Raw genomic sequence first — 24,723 nt, forward strand, 5'->3', positions numbered from 1 at the left:
CGGGATGTAACTTTCATAAAACAAAATGATTCACAAAAATTGATTTGTTGAATTTATAAGAATCATAAGGTGATGACGTGACAACAGAAGAACAACGCTTTGACCAGCGCATCGCGCAGGATACAGCCATCGAACCGCAGGACTGGATGCCGGATGCCTACCGCAAAACGCTAATCCGCCAGATTGGCCAGCACGCGCACTCGGAAATCGTCGGCATGCTGCCGGAAGGTAACTGGATCACTCGCGCGCCGACCCTGCGCCGCAAAGCGATTCTGCTGGCGAAAGTGCAGGACGAAGCCGGACATGGTCTGTACCTCTACAGCGCCGCCGAAACCCTCGGCTGCGCCCGTGAAGACCTGTATCAGAAAATGCTCGACGGCAAGATGAAGTACTCATCCATTTTTAACTACCCAACCCTGACCTGGGCGGATATCGGCGTGATCGGCTGGCTGGTGGACGGCGCGGCGATCGTCAATCAGGTGGCGCTGTGCCGTACCTCTTACGGGCCGTACGCCCGGGCGATGGTCAAAATCTGCAAAGAAGAGAGCTTCCACCAGCGTCAGGGCTTTGAAGCCTGTATGGCGCTGGCGGCGGGCAGCGAAGAACAGCGCCAGATGCTCCAGGATGCGATCAATCGTTTCTGGTGGCCCGCGCTGATGATGTTCGGGCCGAGCGACGACAACTCGCCGAACAGCGCCCGCAGTATGGCGTGGAAAATCAAACTGCATTCCAACGACGAACTGCGCCAGCGCTTTGTGGATAACACCGTTCCGCAGGTTGAAATCCTCGGCATGACCGTGCCGGATGCCGATCTGCAGCTTGATGAAGCGACGGGGAAATACCGATTCGGTGAGATCGACTGGCAGGAATTTAATGAGGTCATCAACGGTCGTGGTGTCTGCAATCACGAACGTTTGGGCGCCAAGCGTAAGGCCTGGGAAGAGGGTGCATGGGTGCGCGAAGCCGCGCTGGCTCATGCCGAAAAACAACGCGCTCGCGATGCCGCCTGAGGAGAAAAAAGATGAGCAAAACATACTGGCCGTTATACGAAGTGTTTGTCCGCAGCAAACAGGGTTTGTCGCACCGCCACGTGGGCAGCCTGCACGCCGCCGATGACCAAATGGCACTGGAAAACGCGCGTGATGCCTACACCCGCCGCAGCGAAGGCTGCTCCATCTGGGTGGTGAAGGCGAGTGAAATTGTTGCCTCGCAGCCGGAGGATCGCGGTGAATTCTTCGACCCGGCAGAAAGCAAAGTCTACCGCCACCCGACGTTCTACACCGTGCCGGACGGCATGGAACATATGTGAGGCAACGATGACGACTCTCAATCCCGTTGCAACCTATGCCCTGCGTCTGGGCGATAACGGCCTGATCCTGGCACAGCGTTTAGGCGCATGGTGCGGCCACGCACCGGAGCTGGAAATCGATCTGGCGCTGGCCAATATCGGTCTCGATCTGTTGGGACAGGCGCGCAATTTTCTCAGCTACGCCGCCGAACTGAACGGTAACGGCGACGAAGACACGCTGGCCTTTGGCCGCGACGAACGCCAGTTCAGCAACGTACTGCTGGTCGAACAGCCGAACGGTAATTTCGCTGACACCATCGCCCGTCAGTTCTTTATGGATGCCTGGCACGTGGCGCTGTTCAGCCGTCTGGTTAACAGCCGCGACGCGCAGATTGCCGCCATCGCCGCTAAAGGGCTGAAAGAGGTGCGTTATCACCTGCGCTTTAGTCGCGGCTGGCTGGAGCGCCTGGGCAACGGTACCGCGCTCTCGACGCAGCGTATGCAGCAGGCAGTCGATAACCTGTGGCGCTATACCGGTGAACTGTTCGTTGCCGATGCGCTGGAAATTGACCTGAGCGAGCAGGGGATCGCCGTCGATCCGCGCACGCTCCAGGCGGAATGGCAGGCAACGGTTCACACCGCGCTGCTCGATTCCGGCCTGCAAACTCCCCAGGAGGCGGCGTTCCGCAGCGGCGGTAAGCAGGGGCTGCACAGTGAGCATCTCGGTCCGATGCTGGCAGAAATGCAGTATTTACAGCGTTCGTACCCTGGACAGCAGTGGTAACAGGAGGTGGCTATGCAACGTCTCGCCGCAATCGCACCCCCGGAGGTTCGTACCGTCTGGGGATTGTTAAGCGCCATTCCAGACCCGGAAGTGCCGGTGCTGACCATTACCGATTTGGGGATGGTACGCCGGGTTGAACGCCTCGGCGACGGCTGGGTGATTGGCTTTACGCCAACCTACTCGGGCTGCCCGGCTACCGAGCACCTGTTGGGTGAGATTCGTACGGTGATGACCACGCATGGCTACACGCCGGTACATATTGTGCTACAGCTCGATCCGCCATGGACCACCGACTGGATGAGCCCGGATGCCCGCGAACGCCTGCGCCAGTACGGTATCAGCCCGCCGCAGGCCCATGCCTGCCACGCCGGCGAGATGCCGAAAGACGTGGTTTGCCCGCGCTGCGGCAGCACCCACAGCTCGCTGATTAGTGAATTCGGTTCCACGGCCTGTAAAGCGCTGTATCGCTGCGACAGCTGCCGTGAACCCTTTGATTACTTTAAATGTATTTGAGGCTGCGATGACAACATTTCATTCGCTTACCGTGGCAAACGTTGAGCCGGAAACCCGTGATGCGGTGACCATCACTTTTGCTATTCCTGAGGCGCTGCGCAACGATTACGCCTTCCGCCCGGGCCAGCATCTGACGCTGAAAGCCCGCCTCGGCGGTGAAGAGCTGCGGCGCTGCTACTCCATCTGCCGTAGCCGCTCGCCGTCTGAAATCAGCGTGGCGGTGAAAGCCATCGACGGCGGCCGTTTTTCCCGCTATGCCCAGCGCGATATCCAGCAGGGTATGGCGCTGGAGGTGATGGTGCCGCAGGGGCACTTTGGCTACCAGCCGCAGGCCGAGCGTGAAGCGGAATACCTGGCGATTGCCGCCGGGTCCGGCATTACGCCGATGATGGCGATTATCGAAGCCACGCTGGCGACCGAAGCGGACAGCCGGTTTACGCTTATCTACGGTAACCGCAGCAGCCACAGCATGATGTTCCGCCAGGCGCTGGCTGACCTGAAAGATCGCTACCCGCAGCGTTTGCAGGTGGTGCATCTGTTCAGCCAGGAGTCGATGGACAGCGACCTGCTGCAAGGTCGCATTGACGGCGACAAGCTGCATGCGCTGGGTAAAACCCTGCTCGATTTTAGCCGTTTTGACGACGCGTTTATCTGCGGCCCATCGGCGATGATGGACGAAGCCGAAGTGGCCCTGCACGAGCTGGGTATGGCGGAGAAATCTATTCACCTTGAGCGTTTCAACACGCCTGGCACCAGCGTTAAGCGGGCCACAGGCGTACAGGCAGAAGGCCGCACGGTGACCATTCGCCAGGACGGTCGCGACCGCCTGATTGCACTCTCCGCCGAAGATGACAGCATTCTTGACGCCGCGCTGCGTCAGGGCGCAGACCTGCCGTTTGCCTGTAAAGGCGGCGTGTGCGCCACCTGTAAATGCAAAGTGGTGCAGGGCGAAGTGGCAATGGCCGCTAACTACAGTCTGGAAGCCGATGAAGTGGCTGCGGGCTATGTGCTGAGCTGCCAGGCGCTGCCCAAAAGCGCGGATGTGGTGGTCGACTTTGACGCACGGGGGACGGCATGAGCGAACTGCTGATTACCCGTCATGACCGCGTGCTGCAGCTGACGCTGAACCGCCCGCAGGCGCGTAATGCCCTGAACAATACGCTGCTATTGCTGCTTGCCGAAGCGCTGGAAAGCGCGGCGGCCGATCCGACGGTGAGCGTCTGCGTGATTAGCGGCAACCCGCGCTATTTCGCGGCCGGTGCCGATCTCAACGAAATGGCCGAAAAAGACCTGCCCGCCACCTTCGACGATATTCGTCCCCGTTTGTGGGCGCGCATCGACGCCTTCAACAAGCCGCTGATTGCGGTGGTGAACGGCTACGCGCTGGGCGCGGGCTGCGAGCTGGCGCTGCTGTGTGACCTGGTGATTGCCGGCGATAACGCCCGCTTTGGCCTGCCGGAAATTACCCTCGGCACCATGCCCGGCGCGGGTGGTACCCAGCGTCTGATTCGCAGCGTTGGCAAAGCACTGGCCAGCCGGATGGTGCTGAGCGGCGAAAGCATTGATGCCGAACGCGCGCAGCAGGCTGGGCTGGTGAGTGACATTCACCCGGCCAACCTCTCTGATGAATATGCCCTGAAGCTGGCGGCGACCATCGCCCGCCACTCGCCGCTGGCGCTGCGTGCGGCAAAGCAGTCGCTGCGTCTGGCGCACGAGGTGAGCCTTCAGGCCGGTCTTGTACAGGAACGCCAGCTGTTTACCGTGCTGAGCGGCACCGACGACCGCCGTGAAGGTATCGCCGCTTTTTTACAAAAACGTACCCCGGAATTTAAAGGACGCTAATCGTGGAAGCTTTCATTCTCAGCGAAGTGGAACAGGGCGTCATGACCATCACCCTGAACCGCCCGGACCGACTCAACAGCTTTAATGACGTGATGCACCAGCAGCTCGCCGACTGCCTGAAACAGGCCGAACGTGACGACACCATTCGCTGCCTGCTGATTACCGGTGCCGGTCGCGGTTTTTGCGCCGGACAGGATCTGAATGACCGTAACGTTGACCCAAGCGGCCCCGCGCCGGATCTGGGCATGTCGGTGGAACGCTTTTACAACCCGCTGGTGCGCCGTTTAGCCGCGCTGCCGAAGCCGGTTATCTGCGCCGTTAACGGCGTGGCCGCCGGGGCGGGTGCAACGTTAGCGCTGGGCTGCGATATCGTGCTGGCCGCGCGTTCGGCGAAGTTTGTGATGGCCTTCAGCAAGCTTGGCCTGGTGCCGGACTGCGGCGGTAGCTGGCTGCTGCCCCGTGTAACCACTCGCGCTCGCGCCGTAGGTTTACTGATGCTGGGCGATAACCTCAGCGCCGAACAGGCCGCGCAGTGGGGAATGATCTGGCAGGTGGTGGACGACGCTGAACTGAAAGACACTGCGTTAGCCATGGCGCGTCATTTTGCTACCCAGCCGACCTATGGGCTGGGGTTAATTAAGAAAGCGCTTCAGCTTTCTGAAACCAATACGCTGGAAAGCCAGCTCGATCTGGAGCGGGATTATCAGCGCATGGCCGGTCGCAGCGACGACTATCGCGAAGGCGTCAGCGCCTTCCTCGCCAAACGTCAGCCACAGTTCAGCGGGAAATAAGCCATGAGCCAGACTCTTCACACCGTCGCCGTGATTGGCGGCGGCACCATGGGGGCCGGGATCGTCGAAGTGGCGGCCGGTGCCGGACACGCGGTGCGGCTGTATGACATTTCGTCTGAGGCGATTACCCGCGCTATCGACGGCATTGCCGAGCGCCTCAACGCCCGCGTTAGCCGCGGCAAAGTCAGCGCCGGGCAGGCGCAGGCGCTGCTGGCACGCATTACGCCAGCAACCGAATTAACACAGCTAGCTGATGCGCAGTTAGTCATTGAAGCCGCTTCGGAACGCCTGGAGATTAAACAGGCGCTGTTCAGCGAGCTGGCGGAGATTTGTTCACCGTCGACGCTGCTGACCAGCAACACCTCGTCGATTTCCATTACCGCCATTGCGGCGGGCATCAAACATCCCGAACGCGTGGCGGGGCTGCACTTCTTTAACCCGGCACCGGTCATGAAACTGGTGGAAGTGGTGAGCGGCCTTGCCACCTCCACGGAAGTGGTCGAGCAGCTTTGCCAGTGCGTGAGCGCCTGGGGCAAACAGCCGGTACGCTGCCGCTCCACGCCGGGCTTTATTGTCAACCGCGTGGCGCGCCCGTATTACGCCGAAGCCTGGCGGGCGCTGGAGGAACAGGTCGCCGCGCCGGAAGTGATTGACGCGGCGCTGCGCGACGGCGGCGGTTTCCCGATGGGGCCGCTGGCGCTGACCGATCTGATTGGTCAGGACGTCAACTTTGCCGTCACCTGTTCGGTATTTAACGCCTTCTGGCAGGACCGCCGTTTTCTGCCGTCGCTGCTTCAGCAGGAGCTGGCGCTGGCCGGGCGTCTGGGCAAAAAGAGCGGCCACGGCGTCTATCGCTGGCCTGTTGAAGTATCGCCTGATCTGACTGTTGCAGCGGTAGTGCCTGAAAATGCAGCAAAAAACATTAAGTGTGACGTTGTCACTGAACTGGATGATGTGCTGCTCCTTGAAACCACCGGTGAAACCGCGCTGGCCTTAAGCGTGCAGCATCAGCGTCCGGTGGTGGTTTATGACCATGCGGCGGGCGACACGGTCGTACTGGCGAGCGCGCAAACCAACCCACAGTCGGCAACCGACAAAGCGGTGTACTACTTCCAGCAGCAGGGCAAAAAGGTTCTGCACATTGCTGATTATCCCGGCCTGCTGGTATGGCGTACGGTAGCGATGCTGGCGAACGAAGCGCTGGATGCGGTGCAAAAAGGCGTCGCCAGCGCGGATGATATCGATACCGCTATGCGTCTGGGGGTGAACTACCCACGCGGCCCGATTGCCTGGGGTGAATCGCTTGGCTGGGGGCGCGTGCTGCGCCTGCTGGAAAACCTACAACAGCACTACGGCGAAGAACGCTACCGCCCAAGTGCGCGACTGCGCCAGATGGCGCTGCTGGAGATGCGTCATGAGTAACCAGGCCTGGCGCAACGCCCGCGCCATGTACGAGAAAGATACCTGCGCCCGCGCGCTGGGCATCGAGATTATCGAAATGGATGAAGGCTATGCGCAGATGACGATGGCGGTGCTGCCATCGATGCTCAACGGCCACCAGACCTGTCACGGTGGGCAGCTGTTTTCGCTCGCGGACACCGCCTTTGCCTACGCCTGTAACAGCCAGGGGCTGGCGGCGGTGGCGTCGGCGGCGAGCATCGATTTCCTGCGCCCGGCCTTCACTGGCGATCTGCTGACCGCCACCGCGCGGGTGAAACAGCAGGGCAAGCTGACCGGCGTTTACGACATTGAGATTGTTAATCAACAGCAAAAAACCGTTGCCCTGTTTCGCGGAAAATCGCACCGCATCGGCGGCACAATCACAGGAGAAGCCTAATGCGTGACGCCTTTATTTGTGACGGAATTCGTACCCCGATTGGCCGCTACGGCGGCGCGCTGGCGGGGGTTCGCGCTGACGATCTGGCGGCGATCCCGCTGCGTGAATTACTCAACCGCAACCCACACCTGGATGCCAGCGCTATTGACGATGTGATCTTCGGTTGTGCCAACCAGGCGGGCGAGGATAACCGCAACGTGGCGCATATGGCGACCCTGCTGGCGGGTTATCCGTACGGCGTGTCCGGTACCACTATTAACCGCCTGTGCGGCTCTGGTCTGGACGCAATTGGCTTTGCCGCGCGGGCCATTAAAGCGGGTGATGCGGACCTGATGATTGCCGGTGGCGTGGAGTCCATGTCCCGCGCGCCGTTCGTCATGGGCAAGGCCACCGCGCCGTACCAGCGTCAGGCGGAAATGTTTGATACCACCATCGGCTGGCGTTTTGTGAACCCGCTCATGCAGCAACAATTTGGTACTGACAGCATGCCGGAAACGGCAGAGAATGTAGCCGAATTGTTAAATATAAGTCGAAGGGACCAGGACGCCTTTGCGTACCGCAGCCAGCAGCGTACGGCGAAAGCGCAGCGCGACGGCATTCTGGCGCAGGAAATTGTGCCGGTGCAGATTATTGGTAAGAAAGGTGCGGTCAGCGCGGTGCGTGAAGATGAACATCCGCGTGCAGAAACCACTTTGGAGCAACTGGCCTCGCTGAAAACCCCGTTTCGTAAGGGCGGCGTGGTGACGGCGGGTAACGCTTCCGGTGTCAATGACGGTGCTGCGGCGTTGATTATCGCAAACCAGCAGCAGGCCGCCGCGCAGGGCTTAACGACACGTGCGCGCATCGTCGCCATGGCGACCGCGGGCGTTGAGCCGAAGTACATGGGGCTTGGGCCGGTTCCGGCGGTGCGTAAAGTGCTGGAGCGCGCCGGGCTGAATATTAACGATATGGATGTAATTGAGCTGAATGAAGCCTTTGCCGCCCAGGCGTTGGGAGTGATGAGACAGCTTGGACTGGCAGATGATGCAGAACACGTAAATCCCAATGGGGGGGCTATCGCTTTAGGTCACCCGCTGGGGATGAGCGGTGTGCGGTTAGCGCTGGCGGCGACGCTGGAACTGGAACGACGCAATGGACGCTATGCGCTGTGTACGATGTGTATTGGCGTGGGTCAGGGCATTGCCATGATCCTTGAGCGAGTGTGAGCTAATTGACCTGCGAGTACCCTACAACATGACAACTACAACAAAATTAGATCCAATTGAAACCGCATCGCGTGACGAATTAGTCGCTCTGCAGACCGAGCGCCTGAAATGGACGTTAAAACACGCCTATGAAAATGTCCCGATGTACCGCCGTAAATTTGATGCGGCAGGGGTTCACCCGGATGATTTCCGTGAGCTGAGCGATCTGAGCAAGTTTCCCTGCACCACCAAGCAGGACCTGCGCGATAACTATCCGTTTGATACCTTCGCGGTACCGATGGAGCAGGTAGTGCGTATCCATGCGTCATCCGGTACCACGGGTAAACCGACGGTGGTGGGCTATACGCAAAATGATATCGATACCTGGGCTAACATCGTCGCCCGTTCGCTACGTGCCGCAGGCGGTACCGCGAAAGATAAAATCCACGTCGCTTATGGCTATGGCCTTTTCACAGGCGGACTGGGCGCGCACTACGGTGCCGAGCGTTTAGGGGCGACGGTGATCCCGATGTCCGGCGGCCAGACCGAGAAACAGGCGCAGCTGATCCGTGATTTTAAGCCCGACATGATCATGGTTACGCCATCCTACTGCCTGAACCTGATTGAAGAGCTGGAGCGCCAGATGGGCGGTGACGCGCGCGGCTGTTCGCTGCGTACCGGTGTCTTTGGCGCAGAGCCGTGGACAACGGGGATGCGCGCGGAGATCGAACGTCGCCTCGGTATTACGGCGCTCGATATTTATGGCCTGTCGGAAGTGATGGGACCGGGCGTGGCGATGGAGTGCATCGAAACGGGTGATGGTCCGACAATCTGGGAGGATCATTTCTTCCCGGAAGTGGTCAATCCGGATGACGGTACGCCACTGGCTGACGGTGAGCACGGCGAACTGCTGTTCACTACGCTGACGAAAGAAGCGCTGCCGGTCATTCGTTATCGTACCCGCGACCTGACGCGCCTGCTGCCGGGCACCGCCCGCACGATGCGCCGGATGGATCGCATTAGCGGGCGCAGCGACGACATGCTGATTATTCGCGGCGTCAACGTATTCCCGTCTCAGGTGGAAGAAGAGATCCTCAAGATTGATCATCTGGCCCCGCATTATCAGCTTGAAGTGGATCGCCGTGGCCATCTTGATTCACTTTCGGTACGCGTGGAGCTTAAAGAGAGTAGCCTGGTGCTAAGCCACGAGCAGCGCTGCCAGATTTGCCACCATCTGCGTCATCGCATTAAGTCGATGGTCGGCATTTCAACGGATGTCAGCATCGTCAATTGCGGCAGCATTCCACGCTCCGAAGGCAAGGCCTGCCGCGTATTTGACCTGCGTAAAGCCGCTGCCAACGGCTAACTCTCGTAGGCCTGATAAGCGTAGCGCCATCAGGCACAATGGCGCAACGCTGCCGGATGGCGGCGTTGCCTTATCCGGCCTACAAACTCCTGGCGTATCGCTGATCTATTCCTGTGCTATGATTCAAAAAGCACAAAAAAGACAACAGTATGAATCATATGGAAAAGCTCGATAGTTTTATTCAGCAGGCGGTAACCGCAATGCCGGTCAGCGGCACCTCGCTTATCGCCTCGCTTTACGGGGACTGTTTATCGCAACGCGGTGGAGAAGTCTGGTTGGGTAGTGTTGCCGCGCTGCTGGAAGGGCTTGGCTTCGGTGAGCGTTTTGTACGTACCGCACTGTTTCGCCTTAATAAAGAAGAATGGCTGGACGTGGTACGTATCGGCCGACGCAGTTTCTACCGCCTGAGCGATAAAGGGCTACGCTTGACGCGTCGCGCCGAGAGCAAAATCTACCGTGCCAGCGCCCCTGAGTGGGACGGTACCTGGCTGCTGCTGCTCTCCGAAGGGCTGGAAAAAAACACCCTCGCCGAAGTTAAAAAGCAGCTGTTATGGCAAGGTTTTGGCGTACTGGCGCCGAGTCTGCTGGCGTCACCATCGCAAAAGCTGGCGGACGTACAGTCGCTGCTCCATGAAGCTGGGGTGGCGGAAAACGTCATCGTTTTTGAGGCGCATTCGCCGTTGGCACTCTCCCGTGCCGCGCTGCGTGAGCGGGTAGAAGGGTGCTGGCACTTAACCGAACAAAATGCCATGTACGAGGCGTTTATCACTCTGTTCCGTCCGTTGTTACCGTTGCTGCGTGACGCCGGGCCGGACGAACTTACGCCAGAGCGCTGCTTCCAGATCCGCCTGTTGCTCATTCACCTTTATCGTCGGGTTGTGCTCAAAGATCCGCTGCTGCCGGAAGAATTGTTGCCTGCTCACTGGCTTGGGCAGACGGCGCGTCAGCTGTGTATTAATATTTATCAACGTGTTGCGCCCGGCGCCCAGGTTTTCGTCAGCGAAAAAGGCGAGAGCTCGGTGGGGGAACTACCCGCGCCAGGGCCGCTCTATTATCAACGCTTCGGCGGATTAGCCGAGGCGTAACAGGAGAAGCCATGCCGATTTACCAGATTGACGGGATGATCCCGGTAGTTCCTGCGGAAAGCTATGTTCACCCAACCGCAGTGCTGATTGGCGATGTCATTCTCGGCAAAGGTGTTTATGTTGGCCCCAATGCCAGCCTGCGCGGAGATTTTGGGCGTATCGTGGTTAAAGATGGGGCGAATATCCAGGATAACTGCGTGATGCACGGATTTCCCGGCCAGGATACGGTGGTGGAAGAGGACGGACATATCGGCCACGGAGCGATTCTGCACGGCTGTGTGATAGGGCGTAACGCGCTGGTCGGCATGAGCGCGGTGATTATCGATGGCGCGACAATCGGTGAGAACAGTATCGTTGGTGCTTCGGCGTTTGTGAAAGCGCGCGCCGAGATGCCTGCCAACCATCTGATTGTCGGCAGCCCGGCGAAAGCGATTCGCATGTTAACTGAGCAGGAGCTGGTGTGGAAAAAACAGGGCACTCGCGAATATCAGGTGCTGGTTGAGCGCTGCCAGAAGACGCTGGCAGAGGTGCAGCCGCTGACTGCGGTAGAACCCGACAGAAAGCGGCTGGAGTTTGATGAGAATTTGCAACCCAAGTCAGCGGGTTAGCAATTCTACGCAATACCTGGTGTCAGAACTGATAGCTGGCGGTGATGCTGACGTTGCGCGGCTCACCATAAACGATAGAACCGTCGATATTCGTGTCGTAGGTTTTATCGAACAGGTTATTGAGGTTACCCTGCACTGAGAAGTTTTTTGTTACCTGGTAACGGGTGAACAAATCTACCAGGGCGTAGCTTCCCTGTTCCGCGCGGAATGTGCCATATGGCGTGATCGTATCGCTGTAAACACGATTCTGCCAATTGACTCCGCCGCCTACGGTCAGTTCCGGAATGGCTGGCAGGCGATAACGGGTGAACAGTTTTACCGTGGTCCGTGGCAGGTTAGGGTTTACAGCATTGCCTTCGTTGTCTTCAGCAACATAGCGTGTCGCGCCAAACGTCATCTGCCAGTTATCGGTGATCGCTCCGTTAATTTCGAATTCGACCCCTTTGCTGACTGTACCATCCATCGCTTTAAAGGCCGTATCGCCATTGCTACCGACGATTGGCACGCCGGTTGATTGCGCTACGTTATCCTGTTCAATGCGGAACACCGCGAGCGTGGTGGTTAAACGGCTGTTCATCCAGTCGGACTTCAGGCCAAGCTCATAGTTGTTGCCGGTAATCGGAGAGAGATATTTACCGGAACTGTCGCGCTTGTTCTGCGGCTGGAAGATTGAGGTATAGCTGGCGTAGGTAGACCAGTTATCGTCAATGTCATACACCAGGCCCGCGTACGGGGTGGTGTGGTTTTGCTCCATGCTGTAGGTCAGGGTGTCGATACGCCAATTGGTATAACGCGCGCCGACAATCAAATGCAGTGGGTCGGCCAGCGAAATACGCGTTGCGGCGTACAGCGATTTCATGTGCGTGGTATCGTCCTGAGCCAATGACTGCGGTTTCCAGTTAGTTTCCGGGAAGTTACCATCGTAGGTATAGAAGCTGCCGATTTCGTTGGGGAAAACGTTCGCCCACGAGCTTTCATAACGGTTATTCTGTTTACTGTAGCTGCCGCCCAGCATCAGATTATGCTGACGACCAAACAGATCGTAACCGCCGTCGGCAAATAGATCGACAGCATCCACTTTACGTTTGCCGCTGTTCCAGCCGGTTCCTCCGACATAGTCATATCCCGGACCATAGTTGCCATATGGGCCAATCAGCGTGCCGTCGGCCTTATTAACATAGGCATCGACGTACATCATTTTACTGTCGAACTTGACCTCGGAGTGGATGGCGTTCATGGTCGCCTGCCAGGTATCGGCAAAACGTTGTTTGATGGTGACAAACACTTTGTTGAAGTCTTTATCGTTGTAAGCCCAGTCCGGCGCAGTGCTGCGCGAACGGTCATAGCTGTTTTTACTGCCATCGGTATTCCAGCGCGGTAATCCACCCCAGGTTGGGCTGTTGATATCAATGCGCTGGTATTCATAACCTGCAGACAGGCTGGTGGTGTCACCCAAATCGGCATCGACAATCCCGGAGAAGAACATTTTTTCGCTATTGTAGCGATCAAGCCAGGAGTCGTTATTCTGGTAACCCGCCACGATGCGACCGCGCACATTGCCGTCTGCCGTAAGCGGGCTTTGCAGATCGGTCACATAGCGTTGTTTGTTCCAACTGCCATATTCTGCAGAAACATTACCGGTGAACTCGCGGCTGGTGGCATGCTTACGGATCATGTTAATGGAGGCTGAAGGGTTACCCGTCCCGGTCATCAGTCCGTTTGCACCACGGACCACTTCGACACGCTCAAAAAGGGCGGTGTCGGAAAGGGCGTCACCGAGATTCCAGCGGGATTCAAAATAGGTCGGGATCCCATCGACCATATAGTTATCAATCTGAAATCCGCGCGAGTAATAGCTGCTGCGATCGGAATCCGCCTGGCTTTTGCTTATCCCCAACGTGTTGTCCATCACATCGCCCAGCGTTTGCAACTGCTGATCTTCCATGCGCTGCTGGCTGACAATGCTGACCGATTGCGGAATATCGCGCTGTGTCATCTGCATTTTTGTGCCCGCGGTCGTCGATTTAACGCTGTAATCCTGTTCGTCGCTGGATGCGGCTGGAGCAGAACCCTCCACGATCACTGTCTCTTCAGCAGGGGCTGCGAGGCTGGTGGAAGGTAAAAGCGCTAGCGTAATGCAGGCTGCCAGCGCAGAAGGGGCAAGCCCCGGTTGGCGTTGAATATTCCCGTTGAGTGTTGTGAAAGACATCGAAAAGTCCTTGATAATTATTAATATTAAGTTCGAATCACCGGTAGTTGTGATGAGCCCTTTGGTTGTAAATTATTAAATGCGCATGTAAATACAAATGCGAAATATACGCATTAGCACTTAATGTGTAAACGGATGCTACGACATAAATGAAATATTGTTTCAGTACTATGCTTGAGCAATAGCGCTGGGAAATGGTTATAAGAGCAGCATTGACTGGGGTTTTCGCTTAAAAAATCGAGGGTTAAAGTTGAAAGAGCGTGAGTAACTCGCTCATACTCTATACTCGCAGAGTTACCCGGCGTAGCATGGCAAAACGCTTGGGCTGTTAATGAAAAAGGAAAACGTCGTGGCAGAAGAAACTATATTCAGCAAAATTATCCGTCGTGAAATTCCGTCGGATATCGTATACCAGGATGAACTGGTCACTGCGTTTCGTGATATTTCCCCTCAGGCACCTACGCATATTCTGATCATTCCTAACATCCTGATCCCAACCGTCAACGATGTGACGGCTGAACATGAACAGGCATTGGGCCGCATGATCACCGTTGCAGCGAAAATTGCTGAGCAGGAAGGCATTGCTGCAGATGGGTACCGCTTAATCATGAACACCAACCGCCACGGGGGTCAGGAGGTGTATCACATTCATATGCATCTGCTGGGTGGCCGTGCGCTTGGCCCAATGCTCGCGCATAAAGGTCTGTAGGCATGATCAGAGGATGCATTGCACTTTCACTGGGCTTGCTGCTACTGGCGGGTTGTCGAACACACCCAGAAATTCCGGTAAGTGATGAACAGTCGCTGGTGATGGAGTCAACGATTCTGGCGGCAGGTATAACAGCAGAACAGCCCACGTTAACCACGTCTGATATTCAGGCCTCGGCATCCTCGCGACTCTATAACGAAAGACAAGAACCCGTCACCGTTCATTATCGGTTTTACTGGTATGACGCCAGAGGACTGGAAATGCATCCTCTGGAAGCGCCGCGCAGCGTGACTATCCCGGCTCATTCGTCGGTGACGCTGTACGGCAGCGCCAATTTTCTGGGGGCGCACAAGGTTAGACTTTATCTTTATTTGTAAGGGGTGAATCTTGATGATCAAAATGAATCGCTACGCACTGGTTGCCGCGCTGGCGATGTTTCTCTCTGGCTGTGTGGTGCAACGAGAGCCCGCACCGGTAGAGGAAGTCAAGCCGGTGCCGGAACAGCCTGTGCAACCGCAACAGCCGGTGCCGGTAGTGCCAACGGTGCCAACCATACCGCAGCAGCCGGGTCCGATTGAGCACGAGGACCAAACGGCGCAGCCGACGCCACGTCAACGTCATTATGACTGGAACGGGGCTATGCAGCCGATGGTCGGAAAAATGCTGCAGGCTGACGGCGTAAAAGCGGGCGGCGTTCTGCTGGTTGATAGCGTGAATAACCGCACCAACGGCTCGTTAAACGCGGGTGAAGCCACCGAAACCTTACGTAATGCTCTGGCGAATAACGGTAAGTTTACTCTGGTTTCCGCTCAGCAACTGGCAGTCGCCAAGCAGCAGTTAGGTCTGTCGCCGAACGATAGCCTGGGAACGCGCAGTAAAGCGATTGGTATCGCCCGTAACGTTGGCGCGCAGTATGTGCTTTATTCCAGTGCATCCGGCAACGTCAATTCGCCTGCGCTGCAAATGCAATTAATGCTGGTACAAACTGGCGAGATAATCTGGTCAGGTAAAGGTGCCGTTCAGCAACAATAACAGACTCACGCGCGGCGAAGTGTTGTCGCGCTATTTCCCGCAGTATCATCCCGTCGCAGCCAGCCAAACTGGCCTGAGCGGCGGGAGCTGCATCATTGAGCATCATTCTCACCGGCTGGTACTGCGTTGTCATCACGACCCTGATGCGCCGGAATCGCATTTCTTACGCCAATATCATGCGTTAAAACACCTGCCAGAAAACCTTGCACCACGTCCTCATTTTTATACGCGTGGGTGGATGGCCGTCGAGTTTTTTCACGGTAAGGTAGAATCCAGATTACCGGACGCCGACGAACTCGCAGGCTTACTGTATCATCTGCACCAGCAACCCAGATTGGGCTGGCGAATCAGCTTGCTGCCGCTACTTGAACAGTACTGGCAGTGTGGCGATCCGGCGCGTCGTACACCATGCTGGCTGCGCGCGCTGAAGCGGCTAAGGAAACGAGGTGAGCCTCGACCTTTGCGTCTGGGGCCGCTGCATATGGATGTTCACGGTGACAACATCGTACGCACAGCCTCAGGGCTGCGGCTGATTGACTGGGAATACGCCGGAGACGGTGATATTGCCCTGGAGCTGGCGGCGGTATGGGTCAGCGATGAATCCCAGCACCAACAGCTGGTTAGCACCTACGCTCAACGAGCGCACATTGAGCCAGACGTTTTGTGGCGACAAGTCAGACAATGGCAACCCTGGATAATGATGCTGAAGGCGGGGTGGTTTGAGTATCGCTGGCGGCAAACCGGCGATAGACAATTTATCAGGCTGGCCGATGAAACCTGGCGGCAGCTAACAATGAAAGGATAAGGAGAGCAGTGTGGGCCCAGTAATGTTGGATGTCGAAGGGTATGAGCTGGACGCAGAAGAGCGTGAGATTCTGGCGCATCCGCTGGTAGGTGGGTTGATCCTCTTTACCCGAAATTATCATGACCCGGAACAGCTGCGTGAATTAGTGCGACAAATCCGGACTGCGTCACGTAACCATCTGGTGGTGGCGGTAGATCAGGAAGGTGGACGCGTACAGCGCTTTCGAGAAGGCTTTACTCGCCTGCCTGCGGCTCAATCGTTTGCCGCGCTGCACGGTCTGGAAGAGGGCGGCAAACTGGCTCAGGACGCCGGATGGTTGATGGCCAGCGAAATGATCGCGATGGACATTGATATCAGCTTTGCACCGGTACTGGATGTGGGCCATATCAGCGCCGCAATCGGCGAGCGTTCTTACCACGCCGATCCGCTAAAAGCATTGGCGATGGCGACCCGCTTCATTGACGGTATGCATGCCGCAGGCATGAAAACGACCGGTAAACATTTCCCTGGTCATGGGGCCGTGACGGCGGATTCACACAAAGAAACCCCAACCGATCCTCGCTCAGAAGCCGAGATTCGTGCGAAAGATATGTCCGTGTTCCAGACGTTGATTACTGAGAACAAACTGGATGCCATTATGCCTGCGCACGTTATCTACAGTGATGTAGATCCGCGTCCGGCGAGTGGCTCATCTCACTGGCTGAAAACGGTGCTGCGCCAGGAGCTTGGCTTCGATGGTGTCATTTTCTCCGACGATTTGTCGATGGAAGGGGCGGCGATTATGGGAAGCTATGCCCAGCGTGGACAGGCATCGCTGGATGCAGGTTGCGATATGATCCTGGTCTGCAATAATCGTAAGGGAGCGGTCAGTGTGTTAGATAATCTGTCGCCGATCAATGCAGAACGTGTTACACGTTTGTATCATAAAGGTTCATTTTCACGTCAGGAACTGATGGATTCGGCACGCTGGAAGACGGTAAGCGCTCAGCTAAACCAGCTTCATGAGCGCTGGCAGGAAGAGAAAGCAGGTCATTAACGCAAGTTTGGCGAGGATGCGATGATTATCTATTTACACGGTTTTGACTCTAACAGCCCGGGCAACCATGAGAAGGTGTTGCAGCTGCAATTCATCGACCCGGATGTCAGGCTGATTAGCTACAGTACGCGGCATCCCAAACATGATATGCAGCATCTGCTAAAAGAAGTGGACAAAATGCTACAGCTGAATGTGGATGACCGTCCGCTGATTTGTGGTGTGGGGCTCGGGGGATATTGGGCTGAACGGATTGGTTTTCTGTGTGATATTCGTCAGGTAGTGTTTAATCCTAACCTGTTCCCGTATGAGAACATGGAAGGCAAAATTGACAGACCTGAGGAGTATGCAGACATCGCAACAAAATGCGTGACCAATTTCCGCGAAAAGAATCGCGATCGCTGTCTGGTTATCCTGTCGCGTCATGATGAAGCGCTCAATAGCCAGCGTTCGTCGGAAGAGCTGCATCACTTTTACGAGATAGTCTGGGACGAAGAGCAGACGCATAAGTTTAAGAATATCTCTCCGCATTTGCAGCGCATCAAAGCGTTCAAGACGTTAGGTTAATCCTTATTGAGTGCGTAAAAAACCAGCCATCGGGCTGGTTTTTTTGTTCTTAAAGTTCCGGTTGTCTATCTTTTCAGCATCAAAACTTGATACACATCAATTTTGGTATGACCAATGCACCGTTCGTGTTATTCTCACTCTCGAAGAACATTTTCATTACTGTAACTTGTTGTTAATTAAGAGCTATATTAATAACTTTTAATTAACAATTGGTTAATAAATTTGAGGGGGTCACGTTGACTACACCATTGAAAAGGATCGTGATTGTCGGCGGCGGTGCTGGCGGACTGGAAATGGCGACGCAGTTGGGTAAAAAACTCGGGCGTAAGAAAAAGGCCAAAATCACACTGGTAGACAGAAACCACAGTCATTTGTGGAAACCGTTACTGCATGAAGTGGCGACGGGTTCACTGGATGAAGGCGTGGATGCGCTGAGCTATCTGGCACATGCCCGTAACCATGGCTTCCAGTTTCAGTTAGGTTCGGTGATAGATATCGATCGTGAAGCGAAGACCATTACTCTCGCTGAGCTGCGCGATGAGAAGGGGGATCTGCTGGTTCCTGAGCGTAAAGTGCCGTATGACACGCTGGTGATGGCGTTGGGCAGTACCTCCAACGATTTCAACACTCCTGGCGTGAAAGAAAACTGCATTTTCCTCGATAACCCGCATCAGGCGCGTCGTTTCCACCAGGAGATGCTGAATCTGTTCCTGAAGTATTCCGCGAATCTGGGCGCTAACGGAAAAGTGAATATCGCCATTGTGGGCGGTGGTGCGACGGGGGTTGAGCTCTCCGCTGAGCTGCACAATGCGGTAAAACAGCTGCACAGCTATGGTTACAAAGGGCTGACCAACGATGCGCTGAACGTTACGCTGGTGGAAGCTGGCGAGCGCATTCTGCCTGCGTTGCCGCCGCGTATTTCCGGTGCTGCGCATAATGAGTTAACCAAACTGGGCGTACGCGTACTGACCCAGACGATGGTTACCAGCGCTGACGAAGGCGGACTGCACACCAAAGATGGCGAATACATTAAAGCCGACCTGATGGTGTGGGCGGCGGGTATCAAAGCGCCAGACTTTATGAAAGACATTGGCGGTCTGGAAACGAACCGTATTAACCAACTGGTGGTTGAGCCAACTCTGCAGAGCACGCGCGATCCTGACGTGTACGCGATTGGTGACTGCGCTTCCTGCGCTCGCCCGGAAGGGGGTTTTGTGCCTCCGCGCGCTCAGGCAGCACACCAGATGGCGACCTGTGCGATGAACAATATTCTGGCACAGATGAACGGCAAGCCACTGAAAGCGTATCAGTACAAAGATCACGGCTCTCTGGTCTCGCTCTCTAACTTTTCTACCGTGGGTAGCCTGATGGGCAACCTGACTCGTGGTTCGATGATGGTGGAAGGGCGTATTGCGCGCTTTGTATACATCTCACTGTACCGCATGCACCAGATTGCTTTGCACGGCTACTTCAAAACCGGCCTGATGATGCTGGTCGGCAGTATCAACCGGGTGATTCGCCCGCGTCTGAAACTGCATTAATATCGACTTGTGGCGCCGGATGATTTTACGCATCCGGCGCCTTCCTTCAGAGTTCTCCGAATCATCCTGCGTTCGTGCCTCATCCTGCTATTTTCATCCGTAATCTGATTGGCATTCCTTACCTTCTGTTGCAAAGTTGTTGCTAATAGCAAAAAAGGAGGAAGTCCCGTGAATAAATCAATGTTGGCGGGTATAGGGATTGGCGTAGCTGCTGCGCTGGGTGTTGCAGCAGTGGCCAGTCTGAACGTTTTCGAGCGTGGCCCACAGTATGCGCAAGTTGTCTCTGCAACACCGATTAAAGAGTCGGTAAAAACACCGCGTCAGGAGTGCCGGAACGTAACTGTCACGCACCGTAAGCCGGTACAAGATGAAAACCGTATTGCGGGTTCCGTATTGGGTGCGGTTGCGGGTGGCGTTATTGGCCACCAGTTTGGCGGCGGACGTGGTAAAGATATTGCCACCGTGGCCGGGGCTTTAGGCGGCGGCTATGCAGGTAATCAGATTCAGGGTTCGATGCAGGAAAACGATACTTACACCACCACGCAGCAGCGTTGTAAAACGGTGTATGACAAATCTGAAAAGATGCTGGGCTACGACGTGACGTACAAAATTGGCGATCAGCAGGGGAAAATCCGTATGGATAAGGACCCCGGCGCGCAAATTCCGTTGGATAACAACGGACAGTTGGTACTGAATAACAAAGCGTAAAATAGCATTATCCTGAACATTAGCCCCCCATTCGCTCAGGCTGGGGGGCTTTTTTTATCAGAAGGTTAAGGCATAGTTCAGACCAAAGGTGCGGCCCCGGCCCTTGTACTCATACAGTGACGGACTGCCGTAGGTTGGGCTGTACAGCAGTGGCGCACGTTGTCCCCACAGCGTGGTGTACTCTTCATTCAGCAGGTTTTCCACGCTAAAGGTCAGCTTACCCAACGGGAGCTGATAGCTGCCGATAAAGTCCATGGTGTTATAGCCATCCAGCTTATTGCCGCTGGCGTCGGTCAGATCAAATGTTTGCTGGCTCTGTACGCGCAAGGTCCACGGTTCTGGTGCCCAGCCGACCCATGCGGTTGCTTTCGACGGTGAGGCCAGAGTCACATCCCATTTTTGCCATTTACCGTTCTGTTTCACTTCCGATTTAATGACATTGAAGTTGCCGCCCAGGCTCCAGTCCGTATCCGCAATGAAATAATCCACCGCGCCTTCAATGCCATAAATGCGGCGATCGTCGGGTTGAACGTTAATGGTCATATCGCTGCGGTTGATAACGATCGATTTATCCGAAGTCGAGTAGTAAGCGGCCAGTTGCGTGCGCAGACTATCGCCGGTGTAGCGCCATCCCAGTTCGTACGAGTTAACTTTAATCCCTTCCAGACGTGAATCCGCCACGTTGACGCTGCGCTGGAGCTGGTAATGATCGCCAACCAGCGAATAGGTGCCGTTACCGTAATATTTCCCTGGATCCGGAAGCTCCACGCCCTGAGAGAAATTAAACCACGTTTGCTGACGGTCAGTCAGATGGGCGAGGATACCGGCGTTGAACAGGAAATTATCGTAATCGGTTTTGCCGCCCGGAATGGTATCGGCAGAGTTCGCAAGCCCGGTCGCTATTCCCTGCTGTTGAGCATAGCCAACGAAATCATCAACCCTGTTTTCGGTCCATTGATAGCGCACGCCGCCGCTGAGGGTAAAGATGTCGTTAATGTCATAGCTGTTTTGCAGGAAAGGCGCGAAGTTGGTGATGCTGTAACCGGGGTAACGCCCGGTGGTATAAGCGGTGCGGTTATCCATGCCGCCAGAGGGCAGGGACCAGGCCAGATCGAAGAATTTCTGATTGGAATCGAAGGTCTCGTGATCGGCATCGATACCCCACGTCAGCTCCCAGTTATCCATCAACTGGCTGTTGAGGGTAATTTTGGCGCCAAACTGGTCTGTGTCCTGCTGTGATGCGGAGAAACTGGTGACCTTACCTTTGCTGAGCGTCGGGAAAGGATAGAATTTCAGCGATTCGTCGCGGTAATAGATTTGGCTGACCAGGTTCTGGCCGAAAAAATCCGCATCTGAATATTGCAGGCTGATCAGATGACGTTCGGTGCCGGGAATACGATCGGAATTCAGTCCGCTGCTGGTATAAGCTTTACCGCTTCCGGTCACGGCGGACATGTTCTCGCCGAGATCCAGCCCGTAATCATCATCCCCCTGGCTCTTGTAATACTGTGTAACCAGTTGCAACTGACGGTTGTCGTCAAGTTCAATCGTCCCGGTGCCCATCACGTCCAGACGATCGGAGTGCTGTAGCCCGGTTTGGGTGTTATCCAGCAGCAGGGCATCGTGATTACCGTCATACCAGCCGCCAAATCGTTGATACGCGACGGACATACGCCCGGAAGCGCGATCTGTTCCTCCACTCACCGCCGCGGCAACGCGTTCATCATGATCATTACTGTTGTTGAAGCCGCTTTTGCTCCCCAGTTCGAGTTCTACTTCACGCTCCGGCTGGCCTTTTTTGGTGACGATGTTGATTAATCCGCCGGTACTGCCACCGCCATAAAGTGAGGTTGCGCCTGAAATGACTTCAATGTGCGCAATGTTAAACGGGTCAATGGAGTCAAGCTGACGGCTGTCGGTTCGCGAGGAGTTCAGACGGACACCGTCAATGAGCACGACAATGGCGCGACCACGCATGTTCATGCCGTAGTTTGTACGCCCCTGGCTACTGACATCGATTCCTGGGATTAACTGAGCAAGAACATCCTTGAACTCTTTCCCCCCCTGAACCTGTTGTTCAATCTCGCTTCCTTCAATAACCCAGGTCGTTTGCGCCATTTCTGCCACGGTGCGTTGGCTACGGTTGGCGCTGACGATAAGGTTCTCTTCCTCAGCCGCAATGGCCGGGAGGGTTAAAGACAACAGGAGAGGATTGAGCACCCAGAGACGCTTATTCATTTGTATTCCTTTTAAAAAGAGTCGATCTGTTTTTGTTATGGCGGTAGAGAAACCGATGGTTACATTGTGAAACAGGTATTAAAACAAATGCGAATATTGCTGATAACAATTGTCGTTATCAATACCCTTTACAAAAAATGATCGGATAACACGATGAAAACAATGAGAAATGTAGGGACAATGGAACGGGAATCTAACCGGGGGCTTTATCAGCTCCCGGGGGTGTTAGTACAGCGGGGGAATTGCGGGAAAGGGTTAAGCTTTGACGAGTTCGGGCCACAGCCGCAGGGTGGTACGTGCGATCTGCATCAGTTTTTCAAACGTTGCACCTTCACGGGCGCTGATCGACATACCTTGTAAAATACAGTTCAGGTATTCAGCCAGTTTTTGCACGTCACAGTAGGCGGGGATTTCACCACGTTGCTGACGTTGATGAAGAAACTGAGTAAGCGTCTGTTCCTGCATTGCATGGCGGGATTTCACCGTGTGCGCAATATCACGGGAAGAGGCTGCCAGCGTCGCAGAAGTGTTAATCATGAAACATCCCGCCGGGGTGTCCTTGCTGGTAAAGCAGGTCGCTATGGCGGTGAAATAGTCTTCCAGTGCGGACTCAAGGCTTTTTTCTTCACAAAACAGCTGGGCTTCGTGTTTCGCCGCAAAGCGGGTGATGTAGCGGTCCAGTACGGCACGGAACAACCCTTCTTTATTGGTGAACTCCGCATACAGCGTGGGCGCTTTTGCGCCGGTAGCTTCTACGAGATCGGCGAGCGAGGTCGCTTCATATCCGTGCTGCCAGAAGAGTGTCATGGCCTTATCAAGCGCGGCTTCCCTGTCGAACACTTTTGGTCGGCCACGGCTTTTTTTTGCACAACCTGTCGTTTCAGTTGTCATGGCGCCGATGTACCTTTGTTGGGTTTATTGAACAACCATTATAAAAATATTCGACTGCACACTCCAGCGGATTCACGATAAAAATAAAATATAGCTATTGGTATGAAAAATAAGACCTTTATATTTTATATAACGATCATTATAAAAAAGTATTGACGTGTGACCTGGATCACATCTATGATTTACCTATCGATCGTTAAGTTAATCTTTTCGACACCCATTCATCTGCTAAAGGTCACTATCATGAAAAACGTAAAAACCCTGTTTGTTGCTGCTGTTCTTAGCTCACTGTCATTTGCAAGCTTCGCCGCTGTTGAAGTTCAGTCCACACCTGCGGGTCAAGAGAAAGTCGGTACTATTTCTGCGAATGCGGGGACTAACTTAGGTTCACTGGAAGACCAACTGGCGCAGAAAGCCGATGAGATGGGTGCGAAGTCTTTCCGTATTACTTCCGTTACCGGCCCTAACACCCTTCATGGGACTGCTGTTATCTACAAATAAGATTTAACCCATCGCAATGCCACTGCGAGTTAAATAAAAAACCCCCGCGGAATAAAATCCAGCGGGGGTTTTTTATGTGCGGAGTTTACATCGGCTGTTGAGCAACGTCGTGATGACGGGTCACATCGACCGGCATGCCTGAGCGAATCTCCATCGCATGATCCATGACGGCGGTATCTGTTTGCGCCGCATTTTTAAATGTCTGCATGGACGCGTTCAGCACGATTGGCAACAGTTGCGGATCGTCATTGATTTTTTCGGACAGCGGCTGATGCACTTCTACCAGCCGCACGCCGTTAGGCTCAACGGATGCTTTGATCGGCGTATTGATAATATTGACCTTAGTTCCGGGCGTTACCTGACGGAACAGGGTTTCGATATCACCGTCGCGCAGACGAATACAGCCGGAACTGACGCGCATGCCAATGCCAAAGTCAGCATTGGTGCCGTGCAGCAGATAAACGCCGCCGTATGCCGCTAAGCGAATTGCATGATGGCCCATCGGGTTATCCGGACCGGCAGGTACAACGGCAGGCAGGTCAATTCCGTTTGCTTTGTATCGCGCGCGGATATTTGCCGTCGGCGTCCAGGTGGGGTTGGCGCGTTTATCAGAAATGGTGGTTACCATCGTAGGCGTCAGCGTGTCACCACCTAACTGGCCAATACCAATAGGATAAACGGTCACCGAATTGGTCCCCGGCTGGTAATAATAAAGACGCAGTTCGGCGAGGTTGATAACAATACCTTCGCGCGGGGCGTCAGGTAGCAGAGTTTGTAATGGAATAGTCAGCACGCTGCCCGGACGTGGTACGTAAGGATCAACGCCGGGGTTGGCCTGCAGCAGCGCTAAAAAGCCGACATTATATTTTTTCGCAATCGCCTCCAGAGAACCGCCATTGTCTTCAACAACGTGAACGGTATTCTGGCCCACCAGACGGCTTCCCGGCGGTGGCAGCGGCCAGGTGTTTGCCTGAGCCGGAAGTGCTAACGCGAAGGTCGCTGCCAGCGTAAAAAACGCGAGCCAGCGAGAGAGTCGTTTATTGTTTAACATCACCATAAATCCATTGTTTTTACGTGGTTTTTATTATGTAAAAGTAAACGAGAATTATGGCGGTTTGCTGTGTCTGGAAGTGCAGGGAAGTGCAAAGAGTTTGTAAATTCATCAGGCCGGGTGAGTGGTGTGCTCACCCG

Annotated in this window: 26 protein-coding genes; 22 read left to right on the plus strand and 4 right to left on the minus strand. The window is 55.2% G+C overall.

The window, feature by feature from the left end; translation table 11 throughout:
* Nucleotides 1–77 precede the first annotated feature (77 nt).
* The 13 genes from paaA to paaY all read left to right on the plus strand — a co-directional run bounded on the left by paaA (nucleotide 78) and on the right by paaY (nucleotide 11,298).
* Entirely contained in the window at nucleotides 78–1,010 is a 933-nt protein-coding gene (gene paaA, locus OGV71_RS03750) for a 1,2-phenylacetyl-CoA epoxidase subunit PaaA (protein ID WP_200055209.1), read from the plus strand.
* A gap of 11 nt (nucleotides 1,011–1,021) precedes the next feature.
* Complete coding sequence (paaB, locus tag OGV71_RS03755) at nucleotides 1,022–1,309, plus strand: 1,2-phenylacetyl-CoA epoxidase subunit PaaB (protein WP_003030843.1); 288 nt, start codon at nucleotides 1,022–1,024, stop codon at nucleotides 1,307–1,309.
* A gap of 7 nt (nucleotides 1,310–1,316) precedes the next feature.
* The gene (gene paaC, locus OGV71_RS03760; RefSeq protein WP_286532625.1) at nucleotides 1,317–2,072 is read left to right on the plus strand and encodes a 1,2-phenylacetyl-CoA epoxidase subunit PaaC; all 756 of its coding nucleotides are present in this window, start codon (nucleotides 1,317–1,319) and stop codon (nucleotides 2,070–2,072) included.
* Between the two features lie 12 nt (nucleotides 2,073–2,084).
* The gene (paaD, locus tag OGV71_RS03765) at nucleotides 2,085–2,585 is read left to right on the plus strand and encodes a 1,2-phenylacetyl-CoA epoxidase subunit PaaD (protein ID WP_286532628.1); all 501 of its coding nucleotides are present in this window, start codon (nucleotides 2,085–2,087) and stop codon (nucleotides 2,583–2,585) included.
* A 7-nt stretch (nucleotides 2,586–2,592) separates the two neighbouring features.
* Nucleotides 2,593–3,663, plus strand: coding sequence for a 1,2-phenylacetyl-CoA epoxidase subunit PaaE (paaE, locus tag OGV71_RS03770; protein WP_286532631.1), 1,071 nt, complete (start codon nucleotides 2,593–2,595; stop codon nucleotides 3,661–3,663).
* Nucleotides 3,660–4,427: a 2,3-dehydroadipyl-CoA hydratase PaaF gene (gene paaF / locus OGV71_RS03775; RefSeq protein ID WP_286532635.1), complete on the plus strand. Its 768-nt coding sequence runs from the start codon at nucleotides 3,660–3,662 to the stop codon at nucleotides 4,425–4,427. Before paaE ends, paaF begins: the two co-directional genes overlap by 4 nt.
* 2 nt (nucleotides 4,428–4,429) lie before the next feature.
* Nucleotides 4,430–5,218 carry a 2-(1,2-epoxy-1,2-dihydrophenyl)acetyl-CoA isomerase PaaG gene (gene paaG, locus OGV71_RS03780; RefSeq protein WP_174329373.1) on the plus strand — a complete coding sequence of 263 codons (789 nt, stop codon included), beginning with the start codon at nucleotides 4,430–4,432 and terminating at the stop codon, nucleotides 5,216–5,218.
* A gap of 3 nt (nucleotides 5,219–5,221) precedes the next feature.
* On the plus strand, nucleotides 5,222–6,640 hold the full coding sequence (locus tag OGV71_RS03785; protein ID WP_286532640.1) for a 3-hydroxyacyl-CoA dehydrogenase: 1,419 nt from the start codon (nucleotides 5,222–5,224) through the stop codon (nucleotides 6,638–6,640).
* The gene (paaI, locus tag OGV71_RS03790) at nucleotides 6,633–7,055 is read left to right on the plus strand and encodes a hydroxyphenylacetyl-CoA thioesterase PaaI (protein ID WP_071696746.1); all 423 of its coding nucleotides are present in this window, start codon (nucleotides 6,633–6,635) and stop codon (nucleotides 7,053–7,055) included. Before OGV71_RS03785 ends, paaI begins: the two co-directional genes overlap by 8 nt.
* Nucleotides 7,055–8,260 (plus strand): 3-oxoadipyl-CoA thiolase, encoded by a 1,206-nt coding sequence (pcaF, locus tag OGV71_RS03795; RefSeq protein WP_286532643.1) that lies wholly within the window; start codon nucleotides 7,055–7,057, stop codon nucleotides 8,258–8,260. Before paaI ends, pcaF begins: the two co-directional genes overlap by 1 nt.
* A gap of 28 nt (nucleotides 8,261–8,288) precedes the next feature.
* A complete protein-coding gene (paaK, locus tag OGV71_RS03800; RefSeq protein WP_071667342.1) occupies nucleotides 8,289–9,605 on the plus strand; it encodes a phenylacetate--CoA ligase PaaK in 1,317 nt (438 codons plus the stop codon).
* 158 nt (nucleotides 9,606–9,763) lie between these two features.
* Nucleotides 9,764–10,690 (plus strand): phenylacetic acid degradation operon negative regulatory protein PaaX, encoded by a 927-nt coding sequence (gene paaX / locus OGV71_RS03805; protein WP_164880753.1) that lies wholly within the window; start codon nucleotides 9,764–9,766, stop codon nucleotides 10,688–10,690.
* Between the two features lie 11 nt (nucleotides 10,691–10,701).
* Complete coding sequence (gene paaY / locus OGV71_RS03810) at nucleotides 10,702–11,298, plus strand: phenylacetic acid degradation protein PaaY (protein WP_044711783.1); 597 nt, start codon at nucleotides 10,702–10,704, stop codon at nucleotides 11,296–11,298.
* A gap of 22 nt (nucleotides 11,299–11,320) precedes the next feature.
* On the opposite strand, the gene fhuE is transcribed toward paaY, so the two are convergent.
* Nucleotides 11,321–13,507 carry a ferric-rhodotorulic acid/ferric-coprogen receptor FhuE gene (gene fhuE, locus OGV71_RS03815; protein WP_286532646.1) on the minus strand — a complete coding sequence of 729 codons (2,187 nt, stop codon included), beginning with the start codon at nucleotides 13,505–13,507 and terminating at the stop codon, nucleotides 11,321–11,323.
* 349 nt (nucleotides 13,508–13,856) lie between these two features.
* Here fhuE and hinT point away from each other — a divergent pair, with 349 nt between their 5' ends.
* The 8 genes from hinT to OGV71_RS03855 all read left to right on the plus strand — a co-directional run bounded on the left by hinT (nucleotide 13,857) and on the right by OGV71_RS03855 (nucleotide 19,902).
* Complete coding sequence (gene hinT / locus OGV71_RS03820) at nucleotides 13,857–14,216, plus strand: purine nucleoside phosphoramidase (RefSeq protein WP_003030826.1); 360 nt, start codon at nucleotides 13,857–13,859, stop codon at nucleotides 14,214–14,216.
* Between the two features lie 2 nt (nucleotides 14,217–14,218).
* Nucleotides 14,219–14,593 carry a YcfL family putative periplasmic lipoprotein gene (locus OGV71_RS03825; RefSeq protein WP_003030823.1) on the plus strand — a complete coding sequence of 125 codons (375 nt, stop codon included), beginning with the start codon at nucleotides 14,219–14,221 and terminating at the stop codon, nucleotides 14,591–14,593.
* A gap of 13 nt (nucleotides 14,594–14,606) precedes the next feature.
* A complete protein-coding gene (gene lpoB, locus OGV71_RS03830; protein WP_003030820.1) occupies nucleotides 14,607–15,248 on the plus strand; it encodes a penicillin-binding protein activator LpoB in 642 nt (213 codons plus the stop codon).
* Nucleotides 15,229–16,053 carry a thiamine kinase gene (thiK, locus tag OGV71_RS03835; protein WP_003841846.1) on the plus strand — a complete coding sequence of 275 codons (825 nt, stop codon included), beginning with the start codon at nucleotides 15,229–15,231 and terminating at the stop codon, nucleotides 16,051–16,053. The genes lpoB and thiK overlap by 20 nt, the downstream gene beginning before the upstream one ends.
* A 10-nt stretch (nucleotides 16,054–16,063) precedes the next feature.
* The gene (gene nagZ, locus OGV71_RS03840) at nucleotides 16,064–17,089 is read left to right on the plus strand and encodes a beta-N-acetylhexosaminidase (RefSeq protein WP_003846728.1); all 1,026 of its coding nucleotides are present in this window, start codon (nucleotides 16,064–16,066) and stop codon (nucleotides 17,087–17,089) included.
* A 21-nt stretch (nucleotides 17,090–17,110) separates the two neighbouring features.
* Nucleotides 17,111–17,653: an alpha/beta hydrolase YcfP gene (gene ycfP / locus OGV71_RS03845; protein ID WP_003030817.1), complete on the plus strand. Its 543-nt coding sequence runs from the start codon at nucleotides 17,111–17,113 to the stop codon at nucleotides 17,651–17,653.
* 236 nt (nucleotides 17,654–17,889) lie between these two features.
* A complete protein-coding gene (gene ndh, locus OGV71_RS03850; protein ID WP_003030815.1) occupies nucleotides 17,890–19,194 on the plus strand; it encodes an NADH-quinone dehydrogenase in 1,305 nt (434 codons plus the stop codon).
* 168 nt (nucleotides 19,195–19,362) lie between these two features.
* Nucleotides 19,363–19,902, plus strand: a complete 540-nt coding sequence (locus OGV71_RS03855; RefSeq protein ID WP_003030814.1) for a glycine zipper 2TM domain-containing protein — start codon at nucleotides 19,363–19,365, stop codon at nucleotides 19,900–19,902.
* A gap of 57 nt (nucleotides 19,903–19,959) precedes the next feature.
* Here OGV71_RS03855 and OGV71_RS03860 read toward each other — a convergent pair whose 3' ends face one another.
* The gene (locus OGV71_RS03860; protein ID WP_204583716.1) at nucleotides 19,960–22,140 is read right to left on the minus strand and encodes a TonB-dependent siderophore receptor; all 2,181 of its coding nucleotides are present in this window, start codon (nucleotides 22,138–22,140) and stop codon (nucleotides 19,960–19,962) included.
* Between the two features lie 255 nt (nucleotides 22,141–22,395).
* Entirely contained in the window at nucleotides 22,396–23,031 is a 636-nt protein-coding gene (comR, locus tag OGV71_RS03865) for a TetR family copper-responsive transcriptional repressor ComR (RefSeq protein WP_003030812.1), read from the minus strand.
* Nucleotides 23,032–23,274: 243 nt separating this feature from the next.
* Between comR and bhsA the strand changes: the two genes are divergently transcribed.
* Complete coding sequence (gene bhsA / locus OGV71_RS03870; RefSeq protein WP_003030810.1) at nucleotides 23,275–23,532, plus strand: multiple stress resistance protein BhsA; 258 nt, start codon at nucleotides 23,275–23,277, stop codon at nucleotides 23,530–23,532.
* 85 nt (nucleotides 23,533–23,617) lie between these two features.
* Here bhsA and ldtC read toward each other — a convergent pair whose 3' ends face one another.
* Complete coding sequence (gene ldtC / locus OGV71_RS03875; protein WP_003846722.1) at nucleotides 23,618–24,583, minus strand: L,D-transpeptidase LdtC; 966 nt, start codon at nucleotides 24,581–24,583, stop codon at nucleotides 23,618–23,620.
* Between the last annotated feature and the right edge of the window lie 140 nt (nucleotides 24,584–24,723).

This window comes from Citrobacter sp. Cf088 (genome assembly GCF_030334295.1).
Taxonomy (GTDB): domain Bacteria; phylum Pseudomonadota; class Gammaproteobacteria; order Enterobacterales; family Enterobacteriaceae; genus Citrobacter; species Citrobacter freundii.

Bases quoted from the DNA above. Each gene is read 5' to 3' on its own strand.
- paaB (WP_003030843.1), top strand. From the start codon at position 1,022: ATGAGCAAAACATACTGGCCGTTATACGAAGTGTTTGTCCGCAGCAAA.
- paaC (WP_286532625.1), top strand. From the start codon at position 1,317: ATGACGACTCTCAATCCCGTTGCAACCTATGCCCTGCGTCTGGGCGAT.
- paaD (WP_286532628.1), top strand. From the start codon at position 2,085: ATGCAACGTCTCGCCGCAATCGCACCCCCGGAGGTTCGTACCGTCTGG.
- paaE (WP_286532631.1), top strand. From the start codon at position 2,593: ATGACAACATTTCATTCGCTTACCGTGGCAAACGTTGAGCCGGAAACC.
- paaF (WP_286532635.1), top strand. From the start codon at position 3,660: ATGAGCGAACTGCTGATTACCCGTCATGACCGCGTGCTGCAGCTGACG.
- OGV71_RS03785 (WP_286532640.1), top strand. From the start codon at position 5,222: ATGAGCCAGACTCTTCACACCGTCGCCGTGATTGGCGGCGGCACCATG.
- paaI (WP_071696746.1), top strand. From the start codon at position 6,633: ATGAGTAACCAGGCCTGGCGCAACGCCCGCGCCATGTACGAGAAAGAT.
- pcaF (WP_286532643.1), top strand. From the start codon at position 7,055: ATGCGTGACGCCTTTATTTGTGACGGAATTCGTACCCCGATTGGCCGC.
- paaK (WP_071667342.1), top strand. From the start codon at position 8,289: ATGACAACTACAACAAAATTAGATCCAATTGAAACCGCATCGCGTGAC.
- paaX (WP_164880753.1), top strand. From the start codon at position 9,764: ATGGAAAAGCTCGATAGTTTTATTCAGCAGGCGGTAACCGCAATGCCG.
- paaY (WP_044711783.1), top strand. From the start codon at position 10,702: ATGCCGATTTACCAGATTGACGGGATGATCCCGGTAGTTCCTGCGGAA.
- fhuE (WP_286532646.1), bottom strand. From the start codon at position 13,507: ATGTCTTTCACAACACTCAACGGGAATATTCAACGCCAACCGGGGCTT.
- OGV71_RS03825 (WP_003030823.1), top strand. From the start codon at position 14,219: ATGATCAGAGGATGCATTGCACTTTCACTGGGCTTGCTGCTACTGGCG.
- lpoB (WP_003030820.1), top strand. From the start codon at position 14,607: ATGATCAAAATGAATCGCTACGCACTGGTTGCCGCGCTGGCGATGTTT.
- ycfP (WP_003030817.1), top strand. From the start codon at position 17,111: ATGATTATCTATTTACACGGTTTTGACTCTAACAGCCCGGGCAACCAT.
- OGV71_RS03860 (WP_204583716.1), bottom strand. From the start codon at position 22,140: ATGAATAAGCGTCTCTGGGTGCTCAATCCTCTCCTGTTGTCTTTAACC.
- comR (WP_003030812.1), bottom strand. From the start codon at position 23,031: ATGACAACTGAAACGACAGGTTGTGCAAAAAAAAGCCGTGGCCGACCA.
- bhsA (WP_003030810.1), top strand. From the start codon at position 23,275: ATGAAAAACGTAAAAACCCTGTTTGTTGCTGCTGTTCTTAGCTCACTG.
- ldtC (WP_003846722.1), bottom strand. From the start codon at position 24,583: ATGTTAAACAATAAACGACTCTCTCGCTGGCTCGCGTTTTTTACGCTG.